Annotated in this window: 12 protein-coding genes; all 12 read right to left on the reverse strand. The window is 55.2% G+C overall.

All coding sequences use genetic code 11. The features are described 5' to 3' along the window. Window positions 1-4: 4 nt before the first annotated feature. Complete coding sequence (gene modD, locus HVZ39_RS11530) at window positions 5-862, reverse strand: ModD protein (RefSeq protein ID WP_047416626.1); 858 nt, start codon at window positions 860-862, stop codon at window positions 5-7. After that, complete coding sequence (locus HVZ39_RS11535; protein WP_094761114.1) at window positions 859-1671, reverse strand: class I SAM-dependent methyltransferase; 813 nt, start codon at window positions 1669-1671, stop codon at window positions 859-861. Before HVZ39_RS11535 ends, modD begins: the two co-directional genes overlap by 4 nt. 9 nt (window positions 1672-1680) lie before the next feature. Further along, window positions 1681-2442, reverse strand: a complete 762-nt coding sequence (locus HVZ39_RS11540; protein ID WP_181633613.1) for an ABC transporter ATP-binding protein — start codon at window positions 2440-2442, stop codon at window positions 1681-1683. After that, complete coding sequence (locus tag HVZ39_RS11545; RefSeq protein WP_181633614.1) at window positions 2439-3425, reverse strand: iron ABC transporter permease; 987 nt, start codon at window positions 3423-3425, stop codon at window positions 2439-2441. Before HVZ39_RS11545 ends, HVZ39_RS11540 begins: the two co-directional genes overlap by 4 nt. Next, window positions 3425-4447, reverse strand: a complete 1023-nt coding sequence (locus tag HVZ39_RS11550; protein WP_181633615.1) for an ABC transporter substrate-binding protein — start codon at window positions 4445-4447, stop codon at window positions 3425-3427. The genes HVZ39_RS11545 and HVZ39_RS11550 overlap by 1 nt, the downstream gene beginning before the upstream one ends. Before the next feature lie 208 nt (window positions 4448-4655). Then, on the reverse strand, window positions 4656-6368 hold the full coding sequence (locus tag HVZ39_RS11555) for an alpha,alpha-trehalase (protein WP_016153356.1): 1713 nt from the start codon (window positions 6366-6368) through the stop codon (window positions 4656-4658). Window positions 6369-6539: 171 nt separating this feature from the next. Beyond that, a complete protein-coding gene (gene dhaM / locus HVZ39_RS11560) occupies window positions 6540-7970 on the reverse strand; it encodes a dihydroxyacetone kinase phosphoryl donor subunit DhaM (protein ID WP_181633616.1) in 1431 nt (476 codons plus the stop codon). 10 nt (window positions 7971-7980) lie between these two features. After that, window positions 7981-8613: a dihydroxyacetone kinase subunit DhaL gene (gene dhaL, locus HVZ39_RS11565; RefSeq protein WP_016153354.1), complete on the reverse strand. Its 633-nt coding sequence runs from the start codon at window positions 8611-8613 to the stop codon at window positions 7981-7983. A gap of 11 nt (window positions 8614-8624) precedes the next feature. Continuing rightward, a complete protein-coding gene (dhaK, locus tag HVZ39_RS11570; RefSeq protein WP_181633617.1) occupies window positions 8625-9695 on the reverse strand; it encodes a dihydroxyacetone kinase subunit DhaK in 1071 nt (356 codons plus the stop codon). A 325-nt stretch (window positions 9696-10020) separates the two neighbouring features. Next, window positions 10021-11295 carry a Glu/Leu/Phe/Val dehydrogenase gene (locus HVZ39_RS11575; RefSeq protein WP_016153352.1) on the reverse strand — a complete coding sequence of 425 codons (1275 nt, stop codon included), beginning with the start codon at window positions 11293-11295 and terminating at the stop codon, window positions 10021-10023. A gap of 321 nt (window positions 11296-11616) precedes the next feature. Further along, window positions 11617-12585 (reverse strand): spore coat protein U domain-containing protein, encoded by a 969-nt coding sequence (locus HVZ39_RS11580; protein WP_181633618.1) that lies wholly within the window; start codon window positions 12583-12585, stop codon window positions 11617-11619. Between the two features lie 13 nt (window positions 12586-12598). Then, window positions 12599-14884: a fimbria/pilus outer membrane usher protein gene (locus HVZ39_RS11585; RefSeq protein ID WP_181633619.1), complete on the reverse strand. Its 2286-nt coding sequence runs from the start codon at window positions 14882-14884 to the stop codon at window positions 12599-12601. Window positions 14885-14927 lie beyond the last annotated feature (43 nt).

Genomic DNA, 14927 nt, shown 5'->3' on the forward strand with positions numbered 1-14927 from the left:
GATGTTATAGGCCACGTGCGTCCGGGCTCAGGCTCACTTTGATATCCGCAGGTGGAGCGTAGTAAGGCGCGGAAGTGATAAAGAGTCTGATACCGCAGTCGAGATAACCCGCCAGCGAGGCGAGGGTAATGCCGCCGGTCAGCGCCAGCGTGCAATGGGGGGCCAGAGCAGGGGCCTGACGGGCAATTTCTGCCGCTTGCTCGGGGGTAAATTTGTCGAGTTGTAGGACATCAGGGGCGGCGCGTAGGGCGGCCAATGCCTCATCTGGCGTATCCGCTTCGACCACGATCTTTTTTTCTGGCGCATGGCTGCGTAAGCGCGCAATCGCGCCTGTCCAGTCGTTTGGGTTGGTAAGAAAACGGCGGTGATTAGCAAACAGCAGTACCGTTTCGGCGCATCCTCCCCGATGGATAATGCCCCCGGCGGCAAGTATTGCCTGAGTCGCCAGTAAACGCGTACCGGGAATGGCTTTGCGGGTGCAGGCAATCTGCCCATCGGGATAGCGTTGATGCAGCATGCTCAGCATCTCGACGAGATAGCCCGACACGCCGCAGCTCCACTCCAGTACATTTTGTACCGCTTTCCAGCCCTGGTGCAGCGCCGCCGCTGGTCCGTGTGCGCGAATCAGTCGCTGTCCGGCGTTCGCCCGTTCGCCATCGGACAAAATATCGGTGACGGTTAATCCCAATGACGTCAGCATTTGTCTGGCAACAGCGGTACCGCTAACGCATCCGCCCTGGCGATGGCTAAACTCGATGACGCCTGGTTGGGCGCCGATACCCAGCGCGCGGGTGGTCAGATCGCCGCCCTGAATATCTTCCAGCAGCAGCGCGTCAATTTGCGCCTGCGAAAAGTAGATCATCGCAGCGCCTCCCGCGGGATGCTGTCCCACCAGATAAGCGCCCAGTCACGGCTGGCGGGGGCAATAGCGCGTGGATCCTGCTGTTGATACCAGTTTTCCAGACGTTCAACCTCGTCTGCGCTCAGTTCACCCATACTCCAGCGCACGTTTTCCAGAAAACGCGTCCAGATGCTGTTGTCCTGCTGACAGTTGGGACCGCGGATAAAATCAACGTGCGCGTGGATCCCCATCTGATACAGAACATTAAGCGCATAGATATAGTTGGGTAGTTCAATCACTTCGCGGCCCAGTGCGCGCTGAATGGTGGGAGAAACGAAAGATGAACTGACGAGGTGGGTGGTATAAACCCGTAGCCGGGCCTGATTATTCAGCTTGCTCATTGCCTGGCGCATATCGGCAACCAGCGTGGAGCGCGAGGCGACGGCGATATCGCACTGGGGTAAATCATCCCAGTGCTCTTCCCAGGCTCGTTGCACCCATTGTACGTGACGGGCGTTCATTTGTGCGGCGCGGCGGGCAGCTACGCTCAGCATTCCCTGGCTGTAATCTACGCCGTAAATTATTGGCATTTTTTTAGCCAGCGCCAGCGAGACTGTACCGGGGCCGCAACCCATATCAAACAGCGACTCTGCACCTTGCAGGTCGATTTTCCCCAGCAGTTGCAGCAGATAGCTGTCGGTTAATGAAGCGCAATTCTCCGCCATTTTTTCCGCACGTTTGTCCCAGTGCTCCGGCTTTTTTTCGGTTCTGTTCGCCAGCTGTAATTGCTTACGGTAAAGATCGGCAAAATCAATGTCGTCAATGAGCATGAATATTCCTTAATTGAGTGAACCATAAAGATGGTGGGTAATTTGTGACGGTGTAACACGATACAGCGCGGCCAGGCGGTCGGCGGCGAGCTGATGTTCAGGCAGACCCTGCGACACCTCGCCGTTTGGTTCAACCCGTACCACGCTGTCGGCGATTGCCCGGGCGTGCAACGGGTGATGGGTCGACATCAGCAGGGCCATACCGGAATTTTTCAGCGTCACCAGCGTGTCGAGCAGACGGATTTGATGCCCAAAATCAAGGCTGGATGCGGGTTCATCCAGCAATAAAAGACGCGGGCGTTGCGCCAGCGCGCGAGCGATCAACACCAGTTGCCGTTCGCCGCCGCTCAGGGTGTTCCAGCGTCGAAGTGCCAGGTGAGAAATCTCCAGCATCGCCAGTTGCTGATGCGCAATTTCACGCTCTTTAGCGCCGGGAACCGCAAATGCCGCCAGTTGCGGGGCCAGTCCCATCATCACCATGTCCAGGGCGGTGAAGGCAAACGCGCCGTCGTGCGCCTGAGGAACCCAGGCGATGGCTGCGGCGCGTTCCCGATCGCTGAGAAGATTCACCGCGACGCCATCAAGCAGAATGTCACCGCGAAGCGGCGGAAGAACGCCGAGAATGGTGCGCATCAGGGTGGTTTTACCGCTGCCGTTAGCACCAATCAGACAACAGACAGAACCGGGCGAAACCTGAAAGGAGACATCGCGTAACACGGGTTGTTTACTGTGGTATCCCAGCGACGCGTGGCGCACGAGTAATAGCGTCATGGGCGGTTTCCCCGCAGCAAAAGCAGCAAAAAGAACGGTGCGCCAATAAATGCAGTCAGGATCCCCAGCGGGATTTCCGTGCGGCTCAGCGTGCGGGCGAGGGTGTCGGTGAGCAGGAGTAAAATGGCGCCGATCCCCATGGACACCGGCAGTAACTGCTGGTGGTTATTCCCGCTGAGGAGTCTGCCGATGTGCGGCACCACCAGTCCAATCCAGCCGATAATGCCGGCAATGGCGACGGTACAGGCGGTGACTAACGTTGCGCAGACGATCAGTCCCAGCCGTAGTCGGGAGACGTTGATCCCAAGCGATCGGGCTTCATCATCCGACAGAGTGAGCAGGTTCATGCGCCAGCGCAGCAGCAATAACGGGACCAGTCCAGCAAGGATCAGCGGTGCTGAGAACCACAGATCGTGCAGAGTAATTGTCGATAAACCGCCGAGCAGCCAGAAGGTGATCGACGGAAGTTGGGTATACGGGTCGGCCAGCGTTTTGATGAGCGAAATTCCCGCGCCGCAGACCGTACCCAGCGCAATCCCGACCAGCACCAGTGTTAACACCGGATCGTGACGCTTGACTCGCCGGGTAATCAGCCAGACACCGGCGACCACTAACAAACCGCCAGTGAACGCATACAGCTGAATAAACAGGATTGGTAGCCCCAGCAGGATTGCCGTACAGGCGCCCAAACCGGCACCGGCCGCCACGCCGAGGATATCCGGCGAAACCAGTGGGTTACGGAACATTCCCTGATAGGTGGTTCCTGCACCAGCCAGCGCTGCGCCGAGTAACAATGCAGCCAGAATGCGTGGCAGTCGGATTTGCCAGAAGACGATTTTGTCCTGCATCGGGACGCTATCCCTGCCTGCAATAAGATCCACGACCTGTTGTTCATCGAGGCGATAAGCACCCGACACCGCGGCGATGCTCGCGCAAAGCACCACCGTCGTAATCATCAGAAAACCGAGGGTAGATGTTTTCATCAGACGCTCACCAGTTGTTGATACTGTGCGTCGCTTAACGTGGTGTGCCAGAACAGTTCACTGTAGCGCTGCATATCGGTTTTAAAGCCCGCTTCAACCTGTGGATCAAGCCAGGCATGCAGACGGCGTAACCCCAGCAAACGATTGATGCCGGGAGGCGCGTCCAGCCAGCCAAACGGCAGGCCGCTGAGAAACAGAATGCGCCGGGCGGCAACCGCTTTGACTCCTTGCCAGACGGGATCTTCCCGCAGGTACTGTGCCGTAATGGCATCCTGTACCAGAATAATATCGGGCTGCCAGCTCAACAGGTTTTCCATTGAAACCTGCGCCAGCCCGTGCCGCCCAGGAATTTGCGCCACATTGTGTAATCCCAGTAGTTCTGCCGCTTCGGTATGCAATGAACCTTGTAATCCTGTTTCAAGTCCGTGGGCGCCGCGCGCGGCATAAAAACGCAGCTTTGCTGCGGGAGAGTGTGAAAACGCGAGGGCTTCATCAATAAAACGCTGGGCCAGTTTGGCCTGAGTCCTGGCCCGTGTTGCGACTCCCAGCGCTTCACCTGCCGCGAGTAGCTGTTGTGGGCTGAGCCGCAGTTCGCCATTAATCAGCAGCCAGGGAATTTGCGTTTGCGCATTCACTTGTCTGGCCTGAGAAAGCCAGGTTTCATCGGCATTGCCGCAGTCAATCACCAGATCGGGTTTAAGCGCCAGTAGCGCTTCAAGCGAGAGTGTGCTGGCGCGTCCCGCCAGCTTGCCCAGTTTCGGTAAAGCCCGAATGTCTTCGTGAAACGGGATGGCGGTCTGACGAGAAAAATCAAAGGATGAAAAACCAACCAGTTTTTCCGGCGCGACGGCCAGCAGCAGCATGTCGGCGGGTGCGCCTGCGCTGACCACGTGTTGGGTCGCCTCTGGCGCTGGGTGGCCTCCAACGGCAACGGTTAGCGGTGTTTGAGCCAAGGCGGGAAGATGGCGTAGCAGCAATGCAGATGCCACAAGCTGGGCAAACATCCGTCTTGTCAGTGGCATAATTGTTATCCTGAAGGTGATAAAATCGCTATATATTTACATATACAGCGAATAAAAACATGTTCAGAATCAATTTCTCACGGATGAAAACCCGGAATACCCCATAAGGGCTAGATGGCGTAGAGACAACAGGAATGGCGAAATATAAGCCAGAAAAAATCCGCGACGCAGCGCGGATTCGGGGAGTAAAACGCCTCAGGTAACGGCGTTAAGACGTCGGCTGAGCCTGTTTTTTAGGCTCGACTGGCGTGGTACTTGCCGGGGCCGGGCGCGATGCGGGCACGCTGTCACAGGGCTTTTCTTTGGCGCAGATCAGGTCGAGCATTTTTAGCGTTACGCCGTTGGTCCAGCCAAAACCATCCTGCAACGGATATTCGCCGCCGCCTCCGCCAGTGCCTGTGCTACTCACGTCATACTTTTCAACCAGCTTTTTCTCACGATCGTAGGTGTGCTGCACGTTGGTGAGGAATCGCCAGGTCACGTCCATGGCGACGTTATCCTGACCGTAATTCTGTAATCCCGATGCGGCGACCCACTGGAGCGGGGCCCAGCCGTTGGGAGCATCCCACTGCTGGCCGCTTTTCACCGACGTGGTGGCCAGGCCGCCGGGTTGCAGCAAATGCGCCTGGGTTGCCGCGGCCACTTTACTGGCGCGATCTTTTGCTGCTGCATTGACATACAACGGGAACAAGGCGGCGGCCGTGAGTTGGTTACGTACTTTGTGGCTCTTCAGATCGTAATCGGCATACCAGCCTTCTTTGTCGTTCCACAGGTGCTTTTCGATCCCTTTTTGTCGGGCATTAGCGAAGCCTTCATATTGTGCAGCTTTGGCATTATCCCCGGCGGCCTTGCTGGCGAGGGCGATCATCTTTTCCATTTTGTACATCAACGCATTGAGATCGACCGGAACGATGCTGGTGGTGCGCAGGGTGCCTAGTTGATTGGGGTTATCCATCCAGCGGGAACTAAAGTCCCAACCCGACGCGGCGGCAGAACGCAGGTCGCGGTAGATTTCTGTGGCCGGTCGGTTCGGATTGCTTTTCGCTGTGGCGATATCCTCCACCCAGGACTCTGGCCGCGGCGTATCGCGGTCATCCCAGTAGCGATTTAAAATGGTGCCGTCATCCAGCTTAACCACGCGCTTATTCTGCTGACCGGGCTGGAGCGTTTCGACGCCTTCCATCCAGTAGGTGTATTCTTTGAGCATCTGCGGGAGGTATTTTTTCAGCGCGTCATCCCCGTCATGCTGCGCCAGCAGTTCCACCATAAAAGCAAAGAATGGCGGTTGAGAACGGCTCAGATAGTAGGTGCGGTTGCCGTTAGGAATGTGTCCCCAGGAATCAATCTCGTAAGCAAAGTTTGCCACCATGTCAGAGACCTTATCCCAGTGATTGCTCTCGGCAAGCCCCAGCATGGTGAAATAGCTGTCCCAATAATATATTTCGCGAAAACGCCCGCCAGGCACGACATACGGTTCCGGGAGCGGCAGCAGAGAGTCCCATTTTTCAGCGTCGGTTGTCGAACGGGTGAGTACCGGCCACAGTCCGTCAATATGCTCGCGCAGCGATTGCCCGGCTGGGGGGACGTATTTCTCGCCAGCTTTCGGCAAGGTGAAATTCACTTCCACAAAATGACGTAAGTCGAATCCGGACTGATTTTTCTGCATCCGGTAATCGGCAAGGATCATTAATGGATCGCTGTTAGGAACGGCGTCAGCAAAGGTTTTCTGGTCAGGAAACAGTTTGGCCGTTTGTACATCGTTAAACAGAGGGCCAAGCAAAATATCAGGCGGCTGAGGCGTAGCGGTTGGTGCGTCCTCGGCGTTGACGGCAAAAGAGGAAAGGGCAAAAAAGGTGCTTGCGAGCGTCAGTTTTATTGCAACAGAGAGCAGGCCTGGATGGCGAGTTGCAGGCGTTATCATCGGTTAATCTCCTTAGGGTGTGCCGAAGCAGCGGCATTTACCATGAGAAAACCTTAGTTCAGGATCGACCGTTGCGCGTGATCGACGCCCCATTTTGCGAATAAACAGACATTTCCCGACGCGAATCGAAAAGATGCACACCCTTTGTCGGGAAAGGGCGTGCAACCGACATCAGCCCGCGCGGGTTATCCGCTGGGCCACACTGTCAAGGGTCAGGGTATCACCCATCGTGATACTCTCGATGGCCTCGCCTTGCTGACACAACCAACATAACCCCATTGCACGGGCGATAATCGCCGGGTGAGACGCTTCGCTCCCGTCCCGCAGGCAGATGCCTTTGATGGTCTTCGGATCGAGTTGCAGCACCGTAGAAGGATAGATGACCTCCGCGACCAAAATAGTGGGGCGGATGAACGCGGGAATTTGTGCAGTCTCTCCCGTCAAATACTGCAGTGAACGAGACAACAAATCTTCAATATCGATGTATCGCGCCTGCAGGTAAGGATCGTCGAGCTGTAAATACTGCTGGCTGAGATCGCTCAGCACGTGATGCCAGGCCCAGGCCGCGCTGCACTGCGTTTCACGCATTAGATCGCAGGCCATATCGAACAGATCCGGATCGTCCAACAGCGTGTGGTGACCGGAGAAAATAGCGGCGATATCTGCGGAATATCTCTCTTCTGCAAGCGCGGTTAGCCCGCTTAAGTCGTTCAGCGTGCTTTGGATAGCGACCCGTAACCGTTGCTGCTCAATCTGGAGTGAGGCTATAGGCTGTTGGCTTACCTGCGGTGAGAACGGTGTGTAACAGAATGCCGTCCCCGTGACCTCTGAGGGAACCTTCGTCACCACGGTATCAGCATGCGCGGGCTCGAGCGATTCACCAAAATTCTCAGCTGCCAGCTGTTTGAATGCGGCCAGCGCATCCTCTGCCTGTTCGCCCTTGGCAATCAGGCGCAGCGTGTCGTTACAGCGTACCTGCAGCAGGGCAATCTGATTCAGGCTATCAGGGACGACGCATTTGCCATTTTTCTCCAGCCACATATCGGCGTTAAAGCCAGACAGCGCGGAAACCAGCCGTGAAGCCGGACGCACATGAATGCCGTTTGGGTTTTTCACCACAATGGCCACTGAATGAGCATCTGCATCGGGCGCGAATTCGGCGGATGTCGGCTTTGCTGCAGATGGCGAAGGTAAACCCAGTTGCTCACATTTGGCGTCGAGGGCGTTCATGGCATCACAGATGACCCGCTCAATGTCAGCACCTGCGGCAGCGCTAACCGTTGCGGCGAGCGTGCCTTCGACCAGCGGCGCGGCGCACAAACGTACTTTGGCGGCAATGGCCGGATCGAGCAGTTCCAGCGCGGTTTCCGCACTCAGTAGCGCACTACCGATATCCATCATCACCAGCACGTGATCCGTATCGGCCACGGACTCAATGGCTTCCATCACCTTGATAGGATCGGTGCCAATCGGATTCTCAGGATCGTCAATGCCTGCGGCAATAGCGATTTTGCAACCATCACCCATTAACATCTGCCGGGCTAGCGCGCCGACGCCTTCGCCCAACTGGGCGCTGTGAGAAACAATAACCAGGTTTACCATCGCTTTATCCTTACTCTCTGGACGCCTGAGCCAGCATTTGCATCATAAACATTACGGACGTTGCGCCGGGATCCTGATGCCCAATGCTGCGCTCACCGAGATAGCTGGCGCGGCCTTTGCGGGCCTGCATGGTGATGGTGCTTTGCGCTGCTGCTTCCGCTTGTTGGCTTGCCGCTTCCAGCGCCGCCTGTACGCTCAGCTTTTGCTCGCAGGATTGGCGTAAAGATTCCACTACCGGCAGCCAGACATCGCACATGGTTTTGTCGCCAGGTTCAGCTTTACCGCGGCTAATCACACCTTCCGCGCCATCACGAATCATTTGATACAACTCCTCAAGCGTCAGGCTTTGATGAGCCTGGGTCACCTGGGCGGCGCGGATAAAAAAGGTACCAAACAGTGGACCGCTGGCCCCCCCGACGCTTGAGAGCAGCACCATGCCGGTGTTTTTCAAAATAAAACCAATGTCTTTATCGGCGATGGACGGCAGCTTTTCGACGACTTTGCTAAAGCCGCGGTGCATGTTCAGACCGTGGTCGGCATCACCAATTTCCCGATCAAGACCGGTGAGAAAATCACTTTCGGTGGTGAAGATCTCACCGCAGCGATAGAGCCAGTTAACAATTTGTGTTCTGTTGAGGGACATCATGTATCTCCTTATTTACCCCAGTTGAGAGCAGGGGTGTGAACCGGTGCATCCCATAAGCTCAGCGTGTCGTCATCCACCTGCAACAGGGTGATTGAGAAGCCGGTCATATCCAGAGAGGTACAGTAAGAACCGATCAGGTTGCGCTCAATGACGATGCCGGCGTTCTGGCAACGGCTTTCGAGGCGGTTATACACGCCGAAGAGTTCTGACAGCGGCGTCGCACCGAGATTATTGACCAGCGCAATGACGCGATCGCCACTTTGCAACGCGCGTTTGCTTTCTTTGCCTTCCTGCCACGCGCCCTGAACGTTGTCCCAGTGGCGGAGCGTACGGCTGTAGTTGCCGTTTTCCAGCAGGGTATCGAACATTTCATCTATGGTCTGATCGAGGGAAGTGAAGGTGCGGCGGTCAATGCCCGGTTCCCCGTGGATACCCACGCCAAACTCCATTTCGTTATCCTGCAACGTGAACGACGGTTGTCCGGCGGCCGGAACGGTACAGGCGCCAATGGCTATCCCAATGGAGTGGCCCTGGTTATTCAGTTTACGACCCAGCGCCGCACAAACTTCCAGTGAGTCACCGCGTTCAGCGGCAGCGCCGACCAGTTTTTCGATCAATACGGTATTCGCCACACCACGACGACCGGCGGTATACAGACTGTCTTTCACCGCCACGTCGTCATCCACTACCATGGTGGTGACTTTGACGCCGCTTTCATGCAACAGCTCGGTGGCGGTTTCGAAATTAAGAATATCGCCGGTGTAATTTTTGATGATCAGCAGTACGCCTTCGCCGCCATCAATTTGCATGGCGCATTCGAACATTTTATCCGGCGTGGGTGAGGTAAAAATTTCACCCGGGCAGGCACCAGAGAGCATGCCCTGACCAATGTAACCGCAGTGCATAGGCTCGTGTCCGCTGCCACCGCCGGAAAGCAGCGCCACTTTGCCCATTACCGGCGCATCTGCGCGGGTGACATATACCGGATCCTGATGCAGTGCCAGGGAAGGATACGCTTTCGCCAGTCCGGCGAGTTGTTCAGTCAGTACGTCTTCAACACGGTTAATCAATTTTTTCATTATTTATGCTCCGCAGACAGTCCTGGATGGCTGCCAGATTCGGGCAGGCATCTGATGTAGGGTATCGGGTTATACAACGCCACGGCGACTGCTCGCTGCCGATAAGGTAATTTTGCACACGGGTTGGCAAAAGAAAATTGCTGCAATGGGCGTTTCAATACGAAACGTAGCAACATAATAATGTTCCGTATTGGAACGTCATGGTGCATAAAACAGCGAAAATGAGAGGTTGGGCCGTATTTGGCCGGGAAGCTGATTCACGGGTATTTATGGAAAACAAACCACCTGCAGAGCAGGTGGTTTGTAGGCAAGGTCGATTTCGGCGTTAGCCCGGATAAATTCCGCGATCTTTACGTGCCAGCAGAATGCGTTCGCAGGCAACAATGTAGGCTGCCGTACGCAGTGAGCAGGATTTCTCTGCCGCTTTTTCCCACACATGTACCATCGCATCGGTCATGATTTTGTCCATGCGATTGTTAATCTCTTCTTCGCTCCAGAAGAAGCTAGCCATGTCCTGAACCCATTCGAAATAGCTGACGGTTACGCCGCCGGCGTTACAAACAACGTCTGGGACAACCACGATACCGCGGCTTGCCAGAACGTCGTCGGCATCCGGATAGGTTGGGCCGTTAGCGCCTTCGAGTACCAGTTTACAGGTCAGCGTTTCCGCGCGGTGACGGGTGATCTGGCCTTCGAGCGCGGCCGGGATCAGAATATCCATCTCCAGGCTCCAGAAGGCTTCGCTGGCAATGGTTTCAGCGCCCGGGAAACCGGCAATCTGTTTGTGCTCCAGTTGCCAGGCAGACAACGCGGCCATGTCGATACCCGTTGAGTTAAACAGCGTTGCGGTATGATCCTGAATCGCGACCACGCGTGCTCCTGCTGCCGCGAACAGGCGGGCGGCTTCGCTGCCGACGTTACCAAAACCTTGCACTGCTACGCGAGCGCCTTCAACGTCGATGTTGGCACGACGCGCCACTTCCAGACCGCTGACGAAAACACCACGACCGGTGGCTTTATCACGGCCTAACGAGCCGCCGAGGTGAATAGGTTTACCGGTGACCACGCTGGTCACGGTGGTGCCGTGGTTCATGGAGTAGGTATCCATCATCCAGGCCATTACTTTTCCGTTAGTCCCCACATCCGGCGCAGGAATGTCTTTCTGCGGTCCGATGATAATGCCGATTTCGCTGGTATAACGGCGGGTTAAACGCTCCAGTTCACCTTCGGAAAGCGAGAACGGATCGACGCGCACGCCACCTTTCGCACCGCCGTACGGCAGGTTCAACGCTGCGCATTTGATGGTCATCCATGCGGACAGGGCCATCACTTCATTAAGATCAACATCAGGATGATAACGCACACCGCCTTTGCCCGGCCCGCGGGAGAGGTTATGTTGCACGCGATACCCTTCAAAATGACGGATAGTACCGTCATCCATCTGCACCGGGATATCGACAATCAGCGCGCGTTTTGGGTGGCGCAGGGTATCCACCCAATGGGAAAGTTCGCCCAGGTAAGGGGCCACACGCTCGATTTGTTGCAGGTAGGTATTCCAGGCAGATGTGCTGCTATCTGAAGCGTAAGATAACTTATCCATGATAAACCTTAGTTATAAAAGTAATATGTTCTTAATTTGGCCGTGGTATACAGTGAATCACACCATATGAACCTAAATTTAACATTTATTTCATAGAATGGCCTGTCCGGCTAACACGGTTTATCGGCATGAAGCGTGTGGGCTTTAGCTGGGAAGTGAATAGTTATTCTTTGATTGTGCTGATATTTCGGTTATTTTGCTGACTGGGTAATTTAATATGCATGATTTATAAAAATCGCAATTTGTCAGATTTATGACGCACCTCTAAAAGTAAATAATATGATAATAAAATGTATTTGCTTTATTGCGATTAAGCTGGGGTCAGTAGGTCACGGCGATGGAAACGGTATCAGCATAGTTGTCAGGCGTGTAGTTCGCGCTGGGAACGGTGGCGTAAACCGGGTAGGTGGTGGTGGTTCCCGTACCGTTGCCCGCGATGGTATTGAGCGATGAATTGCCCCAAACCGTTCCGGACGGCCCCGGCGTCGAGCTAAGCTGGTAGGGGACCTTGTCCGTATTTGACCCCGTGCCGGCCATCACGCCGCTGCCTGCCGTATTGCCGTTAGAGGGCTGAAGTCCGATGGTGTAAGGCGTGTTATTGGAACATGCTACGCCCACGGTATTTGAAGCCGTTAGGTTACGCCCGGTCGCCCCGGCGGGCGCAAAGCTAATATTGGTTGCAGAGGTGATATTGCACTGTTTGCTGACCGTCGCCGATACGGTGAAGGGAAGCCTGGCTGCAACGGTATCGCCACAGGTGGTCGGCGGGAAAAGCAATCCAGGATTGAGGGTGACAAGGGCTGTCGCCGCCGTATAGCTATCCTGATAGCTTCCGGGGACCGCTGAGGTTTGTGGCGTGACAATCTGTGCTGATACCGTGAGTGAGCCCGTCACTGGCGTCAGATTCAGCAGATTAAGCTGTACCATTGGAAAAGTCGTTCCCGACTGATACTGACTCCCCCAGACTTTGGTGTGCCCGGCATCCTGGTAAAGCTGGTATGCCAGCGTTCTGGCAGGTGTTCCGTTTAATGACATATTTCGAGGTGTCACCTGGCCACTGACGGCTGAGGCGCCAATATTAAAACAGAGGTTGATCCCTGCCAGCACGTCGCCAAGCTCTTTGGTGCAGGTGTAGTTGAACGTCATTGATGACGTTGCGCCTGTCGCAGACAGCGGATTGACTGAGCCCAAATTTATGGGTTGTACATTGCTCACCGAACAGGTTACGGCATGGCTAATCGCCGGACAAAAGAGTACGGCTGCGATGAGTAACAGATGCCTTACCCTCATGAGCGCACTCCTGTTAGTGTGGCCGGCAAACCAGTGGACCTATTTGCACAATCCCCTTTGCGGAAGCGGGATAGTCAAATTGCACGCGACAACTGCCGGTGTCTGTCTCAACGCGCAGCGCGTTGTGCTGTTCCAGCGTGTCGAACCAGGTCATCCCATCAAAACCAACGACAGACGATTGTCCTGCTCCGCTGATGGCGTATGCCATGCTGCCTTCGGTAATGGGTTTACCCTGATTGTCGACGAGGATGACCTGCGCAGCGCGTATAGGGGTAATGCCAAAGCTAACCAATGTACCGGAACGATCGGCAGGCGTTGCATTCGTCTCAACGCGCGCGATCCGCATATTGGCGGGGAGATCCATAGGGTCAATACTGATCAGGTTTTTTTGATAACTGTTCAGCGGCGTGACCAGCAATAGCCCCTGGTCGTCGCTGCGACCAATCAGGTTATTTTGTAATTTAATCGGGACGTCAGGAACGCCGTCAGTTGATACGACGGCAAAGCCATTGTTGATTTCACGTGCTGCAAACAGGCCGCCTCCCATGGTAACAAGCGATCCGGTGGCGCCTGCGTAGCCGTAATGGTTATCCGGTAAACGGCTGAATCCCGCGTACGCTTTACCATAACGACCCAGATATCCCACTTCTCCCTGACCGCTTTGCCGGGAAGCCTGCTGACTGGCGGCCAGATTCCAGCCCCAACCGCCGTCGGCAGGAGGCGTCAGGCTGGCGTTGAGCTGGTAGCCGGTCTCATCATTGGTGCGTTGTAGGGTGCTGCTGGCACTGAGATTGTTATCAGTGGTCATTGTCACCATCAGATAGAGACTGCGATCGCGGTTATCGTCGATGTTTTGGTTGAATCCGGCATTCAGTGAAATGTTGTCGGTAATCGATTTGAACCAGCTGGCGTTGGCGTAGCGCACCGCATTTTCGTGCGGATAACGAAACTGCAGGTAACTCAGGCTGACATTACCGGCAGCCTCCAGCGAATAGCCAATGACCGTATTGCTGTTAAGCGTCGGTGGCGGCTCGCCATAATGGGTGGCGACATCACGATAATCGCCGGAAGTGGCCGTCGTACTGGTACTGAAATTAAACCGTTCGCCGGACCAACGGTAACCAAAACTGTACAGAAAACCGTTCTTTCCTGAGTCGGTACTTGCGGCAACTGAGGTCGAAAACGTGCCGCTGCGGGTGCCTGGGATCCAGTCGTTACTGAAGCCCGCGTTAATCAGTCCATCGCTGGTTTCAGCGTGAGTCCCGGCAGTGAACGTATTGCTAAACCCACGACGCCATGTACCGCTCAGTACCGGTGCGCTGGCATAATTAAAAGAGGAGTAACCATAGTTTTCGCGTACCGTACCCAATTCTGCAGACCAGGCAGTTAATCCTTCCCGCAGGAGTTGCTGATCGTTGTAGAACGAGAAATTTTGTACGCTCGTTCTGCCCAGCGCATCCGTCATCATTACCTGACCCGTTCCCGCGCCGCTGATGTTCGGCATTGTGTTGATTTGAAAGCTACCCGCGGGGACTTCTCCGTTGTAGTACCTGACGCCGTCGACGTACAGCTCAACGTTTGACGGCAACGTGGCGGAGCCAAGATATGCAGGGAGTGGGGTGGTTGGCATATAGGGCCGCAAACCAAAATCGGTTCCTATCTGAATGCCGCCGATACGCGTCGGTCGGGACCAGATAAGTGAACTGGTCAGGGTATCGCCAACGGTTACCGCCAGCATCGTTTCGGGAAATGACGTACGCCAGCTGGTATCAAGTCGCTCAACGCTGTTATCCGCATTTTCCTCGGTGGAATACTGCGTCAACTGGGTGGTGCTGAGCACGCCTGCAGCATTGAAAGCGCGGAGTTCGCTGAAGGTATTTATTGCGCTTTCATCCCCCTGTTGGGTATAGATATCGTAATTGAGCAGCGCTCCGCGTGATGTTGTCGCCGTCGGCGCGGTCTCTACGGGGGAGTTAAGCTGCGTGGTCGCAAGATCGAGTGAACTGAGTGGCGCAGTAAGCGAAAGCGTTTGCAACTGAACGTTATAGTCAATGGTTAGCTCGGGGATATCGTTCAGGCAGACGGCGTGAGTGGCGTCAGGCGCAAAGCGAAAGCCCATTTTTCGCAGGGTATCTGCCCCAGCATAGAGCTTTCCATTATCGTAACCCAAATGCACCAGCCCAACGGGATTCCCATTTAAGGTGACGTCGAGATACAAATTGACCCCCACGAGCTGCGCTGCGCCATTAATAACACCATCTTCGTTCAGGTTATTATTCAGCGTTTGTGCGCAAACCATTCCCGATATTAATACTCCATTGAGGAAGCAATATTTCACCAGA

It is taken from the genome of Citrobacter sp. RHB35-C21, from assembly GCF_013816515.1.
Classification (GTDB): domain Bacteria; phylum Pseudomonadota; class Gammaproteobacteria; order Enterobacterales; family Enterobacteriaceae; genus Citrobacter; species Citrobacter braakii.

Excerpts from the sequence above, each read along its gene's own strand:
- HVZ39_RS11555 (WP_016153356.1), bottom strand. The coding sequence starts at position 6,368 with ATGATAACGCCTGCAACTCGCCATCCAGGCCTGCTCTCTGTTGCAATA.
- HVZ39_RS11540 (WP_181633613.1), bottom strand. The coding sequence starts at position 2,442 with ATGACGCTATTACTCGTGCGCCACGCGTCGCTGGGATACCACAGTAAA.
- HVZ39_RS11575 (WP_016153352.1), bottom strand. The coding sequence starts at position 11,295 with ATGGATAAGTTATCTTACGCTTCAGATAGCAGCACATCTGCCTGGAAT.
- HVZ39_RS11550 (WP_181633615.1), bottom strand. The coding sequence starts at position 4,447 with ATGCCACTGACAAGACGGATGTTTGCCCAGCTTGTGGCATCTGCATTG.
- HVZ39_RS11585 (WP_181633619.1), bottom strand. The coding sequence starts at position 14,884 with ATGGTTTGCGCACAAACGCTGAATAATAACCTGAACGAAGATGGTGTT.
- dhaL (WP_016153354.1), bottom strand. The coding sequence starts at position 8,613 with ATGTCCCTCAACAGAACACAAATTGTTAACTGGCTCTATCGCTGCGGT.
- dhaM (WP_181633616.1), bottom strand. The coding sequence starts at position 7,970 with ATGGTAAACCTGGTTATTGTTTCTCACAGCGCCCAGTTGGGCGAAGGC.
- dhaK (WP_181633617.1), bottom strand. The coding sequence starts at position 9,695 with ATGAAAAAATTGATTAACCGTGTTGAAGACGTACTGACTGAACAACTC.
- HVZ39_RS11545 (WP_181633614.1), bottom strand. The coding sequence starts at position 3,425 with ATGAAAACATCTACCCTCGGTTTTCTGATGATTACGACGGTGGTGCTT.
- modD (WP_047416626.1), bottom strand. The coding sequence starts at position 862 with ATGATCTACTTTTCGCAGGCGCAAATTGACGCGCTGCTGCTGGAAGAT.
- HVZ39_RS11580 (WP_181633618.1), bottom strand. The coding sequence starts at position 12,585 with ATGAGGGTAAGGCATCTGTTACTCATCGCAGCCGTACTCTTTTGTCCG.
- HVZ39_RS11535 (WP_094761114.1), bottom strand. The coding sequence starts at position 1,671 with ATGCTCATTGACGACATTGATTTTGCCGATCTTTACCGTAAGCAATTA.